The following is a 13,450-nucleotide window of genomic DNA, read 5'->3' as shown; positions in this document are numbered from 1 at the left end:
TTTGTTTTAAAACTAGCTGTTTTTTTGTATCTTCATATAAAAATTTCTCATGAAGATATTACTAACTGGAGCAAACGGCTATGTAGCCAGACGTTTATTACCTGAGCTTTTACAATTAGGTTATGATGTGGTGTGCGCAGTTAGAGACAAAAACCGATTAGGACTAGACGACGAAACGTTGCAAAAAATATCTATTTGGGAAGTTGATTTCACGAAACCTTATGAAGCCACAGCCGTTCTAAAAGATGTTGATATTGCTTATTACATGATTCATTCTATGTCGACCTCCATTGGCGACTTTGATGAATTAGAAAAAACTTCTGCTAAAATTTTTAATAAATATGTTGCAGATTCTCCTATTAAACAAGTTATTTATTTAAGTGGAATTGTTAATAATAATTCGTTATCCAAACATTTACAATCGCGTTTAAATGTAGAACATATCCTGTTTTCTGGAAGTTATAATTTAACCGTTTTACGAGCTGGAATCATTGTAGGATCTGGAAGTTCTTCTTTTGAAATCATTCGAGACTTATGTGAAAAACTTCCGATAATGATCGCTCCAAAATGGGTTTTAACTCGAACGCATCCCATTGCAATTAGAGATGTTTTACGTTATTTAACTGGTGTGATAAACAATTCGAAAACCTATAACAAATCTTTTGATATTGCCGGGCCAAACATTTTAACGTACAAACAATTAATGGAACAATATGCGGAAGTTAGAAACTTAAAACTAAAAGTGTATAATTTCCCTTTGATGACTCCTAGATTGTCCTCGTATTGGTTATTTTTCGTCACCTCAACTTCTTACTATTTAGCAGTAAATTTAATCAATAGTTTGAAAGTCGAAGTGATTGCAAAAGATTCAGAAATTAAAAAAATTATTCCGTTTGAGGGCACAACTTATAGAGAAGCCATACAATTAGCTTTTGATAAAATCGAACAAAATTCTGTGCTTTCAAGTTGGAAAGATAGTTTAACTAGTAGCCGATTGAATCAGCCGCTTTCCAATTACATTCAAATTCCGAAATACGGGTGTTTTAAAGACAAAAAGAGAATAAAAATTTCAGATGCTACACAAACTTTAGAGAATATTTGGTCTATTGGAGGCAATCGCGGTTGGTATTATGCCACTTGGATATGGAACATTCGCGGCATTTTAGACAAAGCGTTTGGAGGAATTGGGATTAGAAGAGGAAGAACACATCCCACGCATTTAGATAATGGTGATGCCTTAGATTTTTGGCGTGTTTTATTGGCAGATAAAGCAAATAAACGTTTATTATTATTTGCAGAAATGAAAGTTCCCGGTGAAGCTTGGCTAGAATTTAGAATTGACAAAACCAATACGTTACATCAAACTGCTACGTTTAGACCACATGGTATTTGGGGAAGATTGTATTGGTATGCCATGTTACCTTTTCACTTTTTTATTTTCGATGGCATGATAAAAAATATTTCCAAATTTAAAACGAATCAAAAATAAAAAAATCCCGATTTCAATTAGAAGTCGGGATTTTTTTAATCTATATTTTATATTATTCTACTTTCGGTAAGAAAACTTCAGCCATCATACAACGCGCGCTTCCACCTCCACAAGCTTCGATAATGTCTAAACTTACTTGTAAAATTTCACAGTGTTTTTCAATTTTATCAATCTGTGCTTTGGTTAAACTTTGATAAGCCGAATTGCTCATCACTAAATAACGTTTGTCATCTTTCCCACGAACTTGTAACATATTTCCAGCGAAATTATTCACTTGCTCTTCTGTGATTAAGATAATTTCTTTTCCATCCGCTTTTAAGTTTTCTAAAACCATTTTGCGTTCTTTCTTATCATCGATACAATCTGCACAAATTACGGCGAATGTTTCTGCGATGCACATCATAACATTGGTGTGATAAATCGCTTTTCTCTCTCCATCAACCGTTTGAAACGCTTCGAAGATAATTGGCGACATGTCAAAATCTTCGCAAAACTCAATCATTAATTCTTCATCCGATCTTGGAGAAAGTGCACAATAGGCTTTATTGAATTCTCTATCTAAAATTAAACTTCCTGTGCCTTCTAAATAAATAGTATCTTCTTCAGCAGAAGTATAATCCATAATTTCAGTGATTTCGAAACCTTTGTCTTCTAAAACATCTAAAATATCTTCTCTTCTTTCTAATCTTCTGTTTTCAGCAAACATGGGATATAAAGCTACATCACCCGTTTCATGAAATGAAATCCAATTGTTAGGAAAAATACTATCTGGCGTATCTGGTTCTTTTTTATCTTGAATTACAATTACATTTACACCAACATGTTTTAGTTTTTCTACGAAAGCATCAAATTCTTGAACTGCTTTGAAATTTATGGTTTCTGGTGTTACATCATCTAAAACTTTTTGGTAATAGTTGTTCACAGCCGTTTCTTCATTTCTACGAAACGCCACAGGACGAATCATTAATATGGTGTTTGTGGTTTGTCTCATAAGTATAATTAGGATTTATGATTTGAATTTCAAAAATTATTTTGTTAAAGCATCTACTACCGACTCTACTAAAGAAAGGGTAACTTCTGCCATCGTATTTACTTTTTCATCTAAACACGGATTAACTTCTACAAATTCCATACAAACGGTTTTTTTGTTTTTCGCTAACAAAGTTAAAATAGCTTGTGCCTCTTCAGGTTTTAAACCGTTTTTAACAGGTGTACCCGTTCCATGAGAGGTTAATTCTGGATCCATTGAATCTACATCGAAAGAAACATAAATAAGATCGCAAGCACTCAACTTAGTTTCTATTTCATTAATAATAGTGGTCACACCTTTCGAACGCACCTCATCAACTGGATAGTTTTTAATTTGAAGTCGTTCCATAATTTTATTTTCTTGCTCTTCAGTATCTCTAACTGCAATATACACAACATCTTCTGGCAAGGCTTTAGGACTAATTCCGCCTACTTCTTTTAGTTTATTCCAATACGTTATGGTTTCTTCTGACAAATCATTCACTTTACATGATATATTGTCTTCATTTAAAACAGTAGCTAAAGGCATACCGTGTAAATTCCCAGATGGAGTTGTATAAGGTGTATGAATGTCTGCGTGAGCATCAATCCAAACGATGCCTATTCTTTGATTCGGGTAAGCTGTTTTAATTCCAGCAATAGTTCCACCAGCAGAACCATGATCAGCCGCAAGTAACAATGGAAATTTTTGTTGTAATAATGCTGTTGAAACTTTTTGATTTAAATCGGTATAAACATCTAATAAACCATCAATACGTTTGGCATATTGGAATCTGGTAGTTTGATCTAAAAGATGATTTACTTCAACTATATTTTCTATTGGATACTTTGCAAAAAAAGTTTTATTATTTTTCCTGGCTGCTGTAAAAACAGCAATCGGACCTAATGATGCACCTCTCGTTCCAGCTGTGATTTCGGAATTATTAATTAAAAATACTATATCTCGACTCATAATTTTTTTAGTTGATAGATTACAAATATAGAAAAATGAAAACGATTGCGAAACTTTGAAAGTTGCTTTTACATTAATTCTTCCATTGTTAGCAAATTATTAATTTTAGGCTCCAAAAAATTTTATGTTGCATATTGATTACTAATCTTTTATCTTTGAGAAAACTAAAAATTTAATTATCATGGGATTATCAAATTTTTTTAGCTCTTTATTTGGAAAAGCTAAACAAACAGCAGAAAGTGCAAGTGAAAATATTTCAGAATTTGCAGACCAAGCGATGGACAAAGCCACAGAAGTTGTAGCGGATGTAAAAGAAAAAGTAGAAGAAGTTGCAGAAACAGCTTCTGCGAAATTAGAAGAAATGGGTGTGCCGGAACAAGTTTCACAATTTGTGGATACTGCAAAAGACAAACTTTCTGAAGCTACCGATTGGGCAGAAGAAAAAGCTACTGTAGCCAAAGAAAAAATTACTGAAATTGTAGATACAGTAGAGGCTAAAGTGGAAGATGTTACTGGTGATAAAACGGAAGAAACTCCTTCTGCAGAAGCTTAGTATAAAAAATAAATAAAATTATAAATCCCAAATTCCAATTTTAATGAAAGGAATTTGGGATTTTTTATTGAGATTCAGAACTCGATTTTGAAAAAAGATTATTATAAATTTAATTTTCCTACAATTTTCTTAATATCTTGTTCTTTTGCTTTTGGATAAATAAACAATACATCTTGTTTGTCTACTATGATATAATCTTTCAAACCGTCAATTACGACTAGCTTTTTACCTTCGGTTCGGATGATGTTATTTGTGGCATTCTCTAAAAACACATTAGCATTAACGATAGCATTATTCGATTCGTCTTTATCTAATTTATCGTATAAGGAACCCCAAGTTCCTAAATCGTTCCAATCAAAAGTAGCTGACAATACGAAAACATTTTGAGCTTTTTCTAAAATCGCATAATCAATGGAAATGTTTTCAGCTAATGGATAATTTTCAGCAATAAAAGCTTTTTCTTCAGTGGTGTTATAAGCGTCAAATCCCTTTAAAAAGTGGGCGTACATTTCTGGTTGAAAACGTTCAAAAGCAGCTACAATAGATTTTACACTCCAAATAAATATTCCGGCATTCCACAAGAAATTTCTACTTTGAATGAATTTTTGAGCCGTTTTATAATCTGGTTTTTCTCTGAATTGTGCTACTTTTTTTATTAATCTAGAATCTAATTTATCGTACTCAATATATCCATAACCTGTATTAGGGAAAGTTGGCAAAATCCCTAAAGTCATCAAAGTATCTTGTGTTTCACAATAATTGAAAGATTGTTTTAAATTCGCAGCAAATTGCATTTCGTCTTCAATCCAATGGTCACTTGGTGCAACTAAAATTAAAGCATCTGGATTTTGTTTTTTAATTTTTAAAGAAGCATATAAAATACAAGGCGCCGTATTTCGCATGGCTGGTTCTAAAATCACTTGCTCCTGAGTTACAGAAGGCAATTGTTCTAAAACAATATCGTTATAACTCTCATTGGTAAGAATTAAAATATTTTCTTTTGGAATAATTTGCGACAAACGACTAAACGTTTTCTGAATTAGCGTTTCGCCAGTTCCTAACATATCATGAAATTGCTTTGGATACTCAGCGGTACTTACTGGCCAAAACCTAGATCCTACTCCACCTGCCATTAATATGGCGTAATAATTTTTATTCATTTTATTTTGAATTTCTTTAATTTGAAATTACTTCTACTTCTGCATTAGGTTGAAACAAGAACATGCGACCTGTACTCATTTCTAAACATTCGTATCGTTTGACACGCAAGGCTATTTTTTTAAAAACCTTTCCATTTTTAATTCGAAAAACACTTCCGAAAGGAATTTCAAAGATATAATTATTCTCTGTATTTCTTTCATCAAATTGTTTTAATGCTAAAGATAAAGTCGCATCCGTATCAGAACTCGCTTTCGGATTTCTAAAATGCCTTGCCATTAAAGGTAAAATTTGATGTGGAAAAATTTCAGGGCGAATAAACGGAATCATTAAATGTTGAAAGGTAATTTTCCATTCGGTTCCGTGTGGTAAAATGTTTCTACCATATTTTTCAAAAGCTACCAAATGTGCAATTTCATGAACTAATGTCATTAAAAATCGGTATTTATTCAAATTGGCATTGACTGTAATTTGATGAAACCCGTCTGGATGTCTTCGATAATCGCCATGACGCGTTTGTCGCTCATTTACAATCTTCAAATGTACGTGATTGGCTTTTATCAGTTCGAAAACAGCTTCAACTGCGTGTTCTGGCAAATATTTTTGTAAAACTTCTGACATTAATTTATGATTTCCAGTTGTCAAATTTTATCGTACATTTCAATTATGGCGTTGTAGAACTCACTTGCAATACTTTTCCGTTGTAATACTTATTCCCAGTTAAAGCGAAGTTATAAATATAATCGGCCATTTCTTTAGCTGAAAGTGGTGCTTCGTAACCAGGAAAAGCTTCTTGTAACATTTCAGTATTTACAGAACCTAAGGCTAAAACATTGAAAGCGATTCCGTTTTCTTTGTATTCTTCAGCCAATAATTCTGATAAGGTAATGACTGCGCCTTTGCTTGAACTGTAAGCAGAAAGTCCGGCAAATTTCATACTGCCTTGAATGCCGCCCATTGAACTTATGGTTACGACATGACTTCCTTTTTCCATAAATGGAATACAGATTTTGGTTAATTCGGCTACAGCAAAAACATTTACTTTATAGATATTTTGAAATTCTTGTGTGGTAATTTCTGTAAAATTCTTATGCAATAAAGCGCCCGCATTGTGAAGTAGCACATCTACTTTCTTCCAAGTTTTCTCCACAAAATCTCCTACTTGTTGCAATTGATTTTCATCTGAAATATCTATTGGCAAACAGGTAATATTTTCGTGATCGATTAAAGTTTGAGGTGTTTTTCTTGAAATTGCTAAAACATTATAACCAGCATTAGCAAACTGCAAAGCCATTTCGTAACCAATTCCGCGAGAAGTTCCTGTAATTATTATATTTTTATTTTTCATTTAATTTGATTTCTTTAGTCGGTGCATTCATCATTTTTTCTAAAACAGGAATCGTTTTATTTACAACAGTTGTAATATGTGCGGTGTTCATCAATTCAAATTCGTCATCTGGTTGGTGGTAAAACTGAAAATTTTCAAAATCGAAAGTCGAAACCGTTTGAGCAGGCACATTAAATTCGTCATAAAAAGGAAAATTATCAGATGCTCTAAACAACATGTATTTTGTTTCTGCTGGAATATATCCTACCAATTTATCTCCCGAATATTCATTCATTTTGGCAGCCATATTACTTTTTCCAAAACCAGTGATATACATTAGCATATCTCTATTTTGCATCGGCACACCCACCATTTCGTAATTGAACATAAAATACAAATTCATATTTTGTTGTTTCAATTTAGCGGCTAAATGTTTAGAACCCAACAAACCTTTTTCTTCAGCTGAAAAGAACACAAATAATAAACTTCTTTTGTTAGATTTAGCTTGAGCAAAATATTTAGCAACTTCGGTTACTGATGTTGTACCTGCTGCGTTGTCATTAGCACCATTTCCAATATCATCACCATTTACAGCTGCGATTTTACCAATATGATCGTAATGCGCTCCTATAATTACAAATTCATTTTTTAAAACAGGATCTGTACCTTCTATATAACCCACAATATTGTAAGATGTTTTTTCATAGTTCGAAAGTGTATCGCGGTACGATTTAAAATACGGTTTGATCCCGTTTTCTTTTAAAATATTTTCCAAATAAACAGCTGCTTTTTCAATGCCTTTACTTCCAGAATTTCTTCCTTCTAATTCATCAGAAGTTAAATATTTTAGCGTTTTGGAAACATTTTCTTCTTTAGCAAAGGCGGTTACCTCTTTAGTACTATTTTTTGGTGCTTCTTCAATTATTTCTGGAGTAGGCAACATTTTTGATGGACCACAAGCGATTGCCAAAAGGCCCAATTGGAAAAGAACTATTTTTTTCATGTTTTAATTATTTGTGAATTGTTGGTGAATAACTTCTGCTGTAACACGCCCTGTTTTCATGGCTGCGTTGATGGAACCATTTAGTAAATGATCACCACAGATAAATAGCGTATCATTAATTTGAATTTGTGAAGTTATCACTTCATCGGAAACCTGCTCTTGATTAGGCAAAGCATACGGAATTCGGTAGGTTTGCAAGTGATTCCATTTGTCTACTTGTTGACCAAACCATTGTTTCAATTCCGCTTTCATATTTTCTGATAAAATGGCATCGTCTTCTGAAGGAATTCCGTTGTACGAAACAGAAAGTAAAACTTTTCCTTTTGGCGCATAATGTTCTGAAACGTTAGACATGACAGTAATATTATTGACCCATTTTTTAGTTGTTGAGGCATTTAAAATCACAACTGCTTGCTGAGTTGGTGCTTCTTCCGCTTCAAAATAAACATTGGTAACTTGTTGAAAATTTTGTTTTTCTTTCGGTATATAAGAACTTGCAAAAGCAGTAGCTTCTGTAGCTATAATGACTTTTTCAATTGGTAAAATAGTTCCATTTTCAAAATGTATTGAATTATTCTCGATGGCAACAACTTTATGATGATAGTGAATCGTATCTTCAGGAAGCATTTCGACTAACTGTTTTGGAATTTCTTCCATACCCAATTCCGGTATAGCAGCATCACCTTCCGAAAACATTTTTAAGACAAAATCGAACATATTGCTAGACGTTTTCAATTCGTTTTCTAAAAATATTCCTGAGAAAAAAGGTTGATAAAAGCGTGATATCATGGTGTCACTAAAACCATATTCTTTTAATTTTAAACGGGTTTCCGTTTGAGGCTGCTTAAACAAAGAAGGAAGTGATAGTTTAACTAATTTATTTTTTAGCAAAAAAGTATTTATTTTATCTTTTATGGAACCTGCTGGTGCTAAAAGGGTTGAAAACAAAGAAGAAGGTCTACGGAATGGATCGGCAATATCAAACTGTCCCCCATCATATAAAACCTTTGCACCAGGCAAAAATCTTTTCAGCTTTAATTTTTTATAATCTAACAAGGCTTTAGCTTCTGGATATTCGGTTAACAAAACTTGAAAACCTCTGTCTAAGCGAAAACCATTAACAAGATCTGTTTTGATTCGACCACCAGCGCGATCTGTTGCTTCGAAAATTTGTACGGGATAGCCTTTTTTATGTAAATAAACAGCCGCAGTTAATCCTGAAATACCGGCTCCTATGATAGTAATAGTTGGTTTCATTGTTACTTATAATTCTAACGTTAAAAATACTAATTAAACGTACATAAACCAAAAATCCCGTCAGGTATTTACGAGACGGGATTTTTATATAATTAAATTAAAAATTAAGCTAACATAGTAACTGGATTTTCAATAAATTGTTTTAAAGTTTGTAAAAACTGAGCTCCTGTTGCACCATCAATCGTTCTATGATCGCAAGCTAGAGAAAGCATCATGGTGTTACCCACTACAATTTGTCCGTCTTTAACTACTGGTTTTTCAACAATAGCTCCAACAGATAAGATAGCAGAATTTGGTTGATTGATAATCGAATTAAACTCTGTGATTCCGAACATACCTAAGTTAGAAATGGTGAAAGTACTACCTTCCATTTCCGTTGGTAATAATTTTTTAGATTTTGCTCTTCCTGCTAAATCACGAACTCCAGCGCCAATTTGAGACAAACTCATTTGGTCTGTAAAGTTTAAAACTGGTACTACTAATCCGTCTTCAACGGCAACAGCTACACCAATATTCACGTGGTGATTGATAAGAATTGCATCTTCTCTCCATTGTGAATTAATTTTTGGATGTTTTTTCAAAGCCATAGCTGAGGCTTTAATCACCATATCATTAAAGGAAACTTTAGTATCTGGAACAGTATTAATTACGGCTCTAGATTTCATAGCTTCATCCATAGCCACCTCAATTACTAAATTGTAATGTGGTGCTGTAAATAGAGATTCTGCTAAACGTTTCGCTATAATTTTTCGCATTTGCGAATTTTTGATTTCTTCTGTAAATTTTTCTCCGTTTGGAACAAAAACTTTTGCTGGAGCAGCAGCCTCTACAGAGGTTTCAGCTACGGTTTGAACTGGAGCACTTACTGTTGAAGGAATAAAGTTTTCTACATCAGATTTTGTAATTCTACCGTTCTCACCCGAACCTTTTACTTGAGCTAAATTGATTCCTTTCTCCGAAGCAATTTTTTTAGCTAAAGGCGAGGCAAAAATTCTCTCATTAGGGTTAGAAGCTGCAATTGGAGTGCTTGAAGTTACTTCAGTTTGCGCTTCAGCTTTAACTTCTTCTACTTTTGGAGCTTCAACATTACCACCAACTGTGTAATTAGCAGCAATTCCAGAAACATCTGTTCCTGCTGGTCCTAAAATAGCTAATATAGTATCTACTGGAGCTGTTCCACCTTCTTCAACACCAATATATAATAAAGTACCTGCATTGAAAGATTCGAATTCCATTGTAGCTTTATCGGTTTCAATTTCAGCTAAAATGTCTCCTTCTTTTACAGTATCTCCAACTTTTTTTAACCAAGTAGCTACTGTTCCTGTTGTCATCGTATCTGACAAACGCGGCATAGTTACCACTTTAACTCCTGCTGGAATTTCAGTTTTAGCTGGAGCAGTTACTGGAGCATCAGCTTTTACTTCTGCAACTGGAGTTTCTTCAACTTTTGGAGCATCTCCAGATAATAAAGCTGAAATATCTTCACCTGCTTTTCCAACAATAGCTAATAATGAATCTACTGGAGCTGATTCACCTTCTTGTATTCCGATATGTAACAACACACCATCGTAAAAAGATTCAAATTCCATTGTAGCTTTATCGGTTTCGATTTCTGCTAAAATTTCACCTGTTTTAATGGTGTCACCCACTTTTTTCAACCAGGTTGCTACAGTTCCTTCCGTCATCGTGTCGCTTAAGCGCGGCATTGTGATTTTTTCTGCCATAATTTATAGTCTGTGAGGAATAAATGGATAATTTTCTTGTTCATACACAACATCGTATAATTGTTGCGCTTCTGGGAATGGAGATTCTTCAGCGAATTTTTCACACTCTGCCACTAAATCATTAACCCTTTGATCGATTGCTTCGATTTCTGCATCTGTAGCGTAATTTTTTTCTTTAATCACATCTAAAACCTGCGTAATTGGATCGATTTTTCTATATTCTTCTACTTCTTCTTTAGTTCTGTAATGTTGCGCATCCGACATAGAATGCCCTCTGTATCTGTAGGTTTTCATTTCTAAGAAAGTTGGGCCATCACCTCTGCGAGCTCTTTCTATCGCTTCATGCATTGCCTCTGCTACTTTAACTGGGTTCATAGCGTCTACCGGTCCGCAAGGCATTTCGTAACCTAAACCTAATTTCCAAATATCTGTATGGTTGGCTGTTCTTTCCACAGAAGTTCCCATCGCATAGCCATTGTTTTCACAAATAAATACAACAGGTAATTTCCATAACATCGCCATATTGAAAGCTTCATGCAATGAACCTTGACGAGCAGCACCATCACCAAAATAAGTTAGAGTAACTCCGCCTGTTTCGAAATATTTATCAGCAAAAGCCATACCTGCACCAACAGGAATTTGTGCACCAACGATACCATGACCTCCATAAAAACCTTGTTCTTTTGCGAAAATATGCATTGAACCACCCATACCTTTTGAAGTACCAGTTACTTTACCAAGTAATTCAGCCATAACTGCTTTTGGATCTACACCCATACCAATTGGTTGTACGTGATTTCTGTAAGCGGTAATCATTTTATCTTTTCCGCCTAACTCCATAGCATGTAATGCACCTGCCAAAACAGCTTCTTGTCCATTATATAAATGAAGAAATCCTCTTACTTTTTGTTGTATATATAACGCAGCTAATTTGTCTTCAAACTTTCTCCAAAACTGCATGTCTTCATACCATTTTAGATATACTTCTTTTGTAATTGGTTTCATTATAATTGATTTGTTTGTTTAATTTTATTTTTTACGAACCACAAAAATACTACAACGTATTTTATTCTAAAAATTAATTGAGGCTTAAATTTAGAAATTAATGGATTTAATTTATTTTTTATTAACGAAATCGTTATAAATTACTTTTATCAAACATAAAAGGCAATAAATTTTTTAATGAATCTGATTTATAAACCGCTCCTTTTGCTCCCATAAAATAAATTTCAATAGGTAAATCTTGTTTGATTTCATATTCTGCGATAGACTGACGACAAGATCCGCAAGGTGGAATTGGATTTTCAGAATCTCTATCTGAAGGTGTTGCAGAAATAAACAATTTCACAATTTTTTGATTAGGATAATTCGCACCCGCATAAAAAATCGCAACACGCTCTGCACACAATCCAGATGGGTAAGCTGCATTTTCCTGATTTGAACCTTGTAAAACAACACCATTATCTAAAACTACTGCCGCTCCGACTTGAAATTTTGAATAGGGCGCGTAGGCTTTCTTTCTGATTTCAATGGCCTGATTCATATATTCTTTTTCTGAAAAAGACAATTCATCAAAAGACTCAAAAACTGATAATTTAGTTGCTATTTGTATTTCCTTCATATTGATATGAGCTATTATTTATTTTTTTAGGAAAAAAAATCCAAATTCAAAAAAATTGAATTTGGATTTTTTATGATTATTTAAACTATTAATTGTCATCGTATTCGTCACCGAAATTAAAAGTCAGAGAAAAACGTAAAGTGTTCTCTAACGGATTTCTTACCTTAGATGCTGAAAACAAGTAAGACACATCAATATTAACTATATTGTACTTAAAACCTGCGCCTAAAGTTAAATACTTTCTAGCTCCTTTTTCTACACTTTCATTAAAATAACCTGTTCTAAGCGCAAAGGAATCTTGATACCAATATTCTGCACCTAAAGCCCAGGTAAACTCTTTTAATTCTTCCGAAAAACCATCAGGTGCATCTCCAAAAGATTGAAAAATACCACTTGTCCAGCTGATATTTCTATAATCTTGATTGTTTATAGCATTTTGTTCAGATTGCGTTACATCTTCAGGATCTGTAAAATCGCCATCACCGTTTGTGTCTATAGGAGAACCAGCAATTTGTGGAGTAGGCACTAATAATTTAGTAACTTCTCCAATTACGCTAACTTTATTGTAATCGTCAAAAATAAAATCGAAAGCACCACCTAAACGCATGTTAGCCGGAATAAAGTTTTCATTTAATTGATCGTTATCGTATGAGATTTTTGGTCCTAGGTTTTGAAAATTGAAACCTGCTCTCCATTTCCCATTGAAACTATCATAGGCTTCTTCTTCGGATTGATAAATACCTGAAATATCAACTGCAAATGTAGAAGCGGGTCTTGAATCTGTATTTGCATCTGGAATTTTCAAATTAGAACGAATGTATCTACCAGCAATTCCCATCGCAAAATCTGGACTTAACTTCAATGAATAAGAACCATCAATCGCTAATTCATTCGGACTTACAGTTCTTCCAGGATCATCGAAAGAATTTCTTAATTCGATATCTCCTAAACCGAAATAACGTAAACTTCCCGCAAAAGCCATACGGTCGTTAAACCTATTAAAATAAGTTATTTGACCTAAAGAAATGTCGTTTGCAATACTTGTTAAATATGGCGTATAACTCATAGAAAATCCTTGTTGCTGTTTTGAAAAAGCATATTTAGAAGGATTATACTGTTGCGAATACGCATCAGTAGAAGTTGCTACACCCATATCTGCCAAACCAGCTGAACGAGCATCTGCAGCAATTAATAAAAAGGGAACTCCAGTAGTAATTACTCTATCTTGTGCTTTAGTAAATTGAGCAACTAAAAGGATTGGTAATAATTTAATTAGATTTTTCATCTGTTTGATTTGGTTAATACTATTTGTTTCAGATGTAATTTTATTTCAATAA

The 13,450-nt window shown here is 33.6% G+C and carries 13 protein-coding genes; 2 read left to right on the top strand and 11 right to left on the bottom strand.

Annotated features, from left to right (window positions below; all coding sequences use genetic code 11):
- Positions 1-49 precede the first annotated feature (49 nt).
- Complete coding sequence (locus G4D72_RS03010; protein WP_166076131.1) at positions 50-1,489, top strand: SDR family oxidoreductase; 1,440 nt, start codon at positions 50-52, stop codon at positions 1,487-1,489.
- Between the two features lie 52 nt (positions 1,490-1,541).
- Here G4D72_RS03010 and ctlX read toward each other — a convergent pair whose 3' ends face one another.
- Positions 1,542-2,480: a citrulline utilization hydrolase CtlX gene (gene ctlX, locus G4D72_RS03005; protein WP_166076130.1), complete on the bottom strand. Its 939-nt coding sequence runs from the start codon at positions 2,478-2,480 to the stop codon at positions 1,542-1,544.
- Positions 2,481-2,516: 36 nt separating this feature from the next.
- Positions 2,517-3,470 (bottom strand): arginase, encoded by a 954-nt coding sequence (locus G4D72_RS03000; RefSeq protein WP_166076129.1) that lies wholly within the window; start codon positions 3,468-3,470, stop codon positions 2,517-2,519.
- A gap of 181 nt (positions 3,471-3,651) precedes the next feature.
- Between G4D72_RS03000 and G4D72_RS02995 the strand changes: the two genes are divergently transcribed.
- Positions 3,652-4,023 (top strand): hypothetical protein, encoded by a 372-nt coding sequence (locus tag G4D72_RS02995; RefSeq protein ID WP_166076128.1) that lies wholly within the window; start codon positions 3,652-3,654, stop codon positions 4,021-4,023.
- A 101-nt stretch (positions 4,024-4,124) separates the two neighbouring features.
- On the opposite strand, the gene G4D72_RS02990 is transcribed toward G4D72_RS02995, so the two are convergent.
- The 9 genes from G4D72_RS02990 to porV all read right to left on the bottom strand — a co-directional run bounded on the left by G4D72_RS02990 (position 4,125) and on the right by porV (position 13,398).
- The gene (locus G4D72_RS02990) at positions 4,125-5,183 is read right to left on the bottom strand and encodes a mannose-1-phosphate guanylyltransferase (protein ID WP_166076127.1); all 1,059 of its coding nucleotides are present in this window, start codon (positions 5,181-5,183) and stop codon (positions 4,125-4,127) included.
- Between the two features lie 16 nt (positions 5,184-5,199).
- Positions 5,200-5,802 (bottom strand): SprT-like domain-containing protein, encoded by a 603-nt coding sequence (locus G4D72_RS02985; protein WP_166076126.1) that lies wholly within the window; start codon positions 5,800-5,802, stop codon positions 5,200-5,202.
- Positions 5,803-5,845: 43 nt separating this feature from the next.
- A complete protein-coding gene (locus tag G4D72_RS02980; RefSeq protein WP_166076125.1) occupies positions 5,846-6,529 on the bottom strand; it encodes an SDR family NAD(P)-dependent oxidoreductase in 684 nt (227 codons plus the stop codon).
- Positions 6,519-7,511, bottom strand: coding sequence for a M20/M25/M40 family metallo-hydrolase (locus G4D72_RS02975; RefSeq protein ID WP_166076124.1), 993 nt, complete (start codon positions 7,509-7,511; stop codon positions 6,519-6,521). The genes G4D72_RS02980 and G4D72_RS02975 overlap by 11 nt, the downstream gene beginning before the upstream one ends.
- Positions 7,512-7,514: 3 nt before the next feature.
- Positions 7,515-8,768 carry an NAD(P)/FAD-dependent oxidoreductase gene (locus G4D72_RS02970; RefSeq protein WP_166076123.1) on the bottom strand — a complete coding sequence of 418 codons (1,254 nt, stop codon included), beginning with the start codon at positions 8,766-8,768 and terminating at the stop codon, positions 7,515-7,517.
- A 104-nt stretch (positions 8,769-8,872) separates the two neighbouring features.
- Positions 8,873-10,492 carry a pyruvate dehydrogenase complex dihydrolipoamide acetyltransferase gene (locus G4D72_RS02965; protein WP_166076122.1) on the bottom strand — a complete coding sequence of 540 codons (1,620 nt, stop codon included), beginning with the start codon at positions 10,490-10,492 and terminating at the stop codon, positions 8,873-8,875.
- A gap of 3 nt (positions 10,493-10,495) precedes the next feature.
- Entirely contained in the window at positions 10,496-11,497 is a 1,002-nt protein-coding gene (pdhA, locus tag G4D72_RS02960; RefSeq protein ID WP_166076120.1) for a pyruvate dehydrogenase (acetyl-transferring) E1 component subunit alpha, read from the bottom strand.
- Between the two features lie 133 nt (positions 11,498-11,630).
- Positions 11,631-12,113, bottom strand: a complete 483-nt coding sequence (cdd, locus tag G4D72_RS02955) for a cytidine deaminase (protein WP_166076119.1) — start codon at positions 12,111-12,113, stop codon at positions 11,631-11,633.
- A gap of 88 nt (positions 12,114-12,201) precedes the next feature.
- Positions 12,202-13,398, bottom strand: a complete 1,197-nt coding sequence (gene porV, locus G4D72_RS02950; protein ID WP_166076118.1) for a type IX secretion system outer membrane channel protein PorV — start codon at positions 13,396-13,398, stop codon at positions 12,202-12,204.
- Between the last annotated feature and the right edge of the window lie 52 nt (positions 13,399-13,450).

The sequence above is a fragment of the Flavobacterium difficile genome, from assembly GCF_011392115.1.
GTDB classification, from domain to species: Bacteria; Bacteroidota; Bacteroidia; order Flavobacteriales; family Flavobacteriaceae; genus Flavobacterium; species Flavobacterium difficile.
The sequence above is the reverse complement of the archived record's forward strand: the minus strand, read 5'-3'. Positions and strand labels throughout refer to the sequence as shown.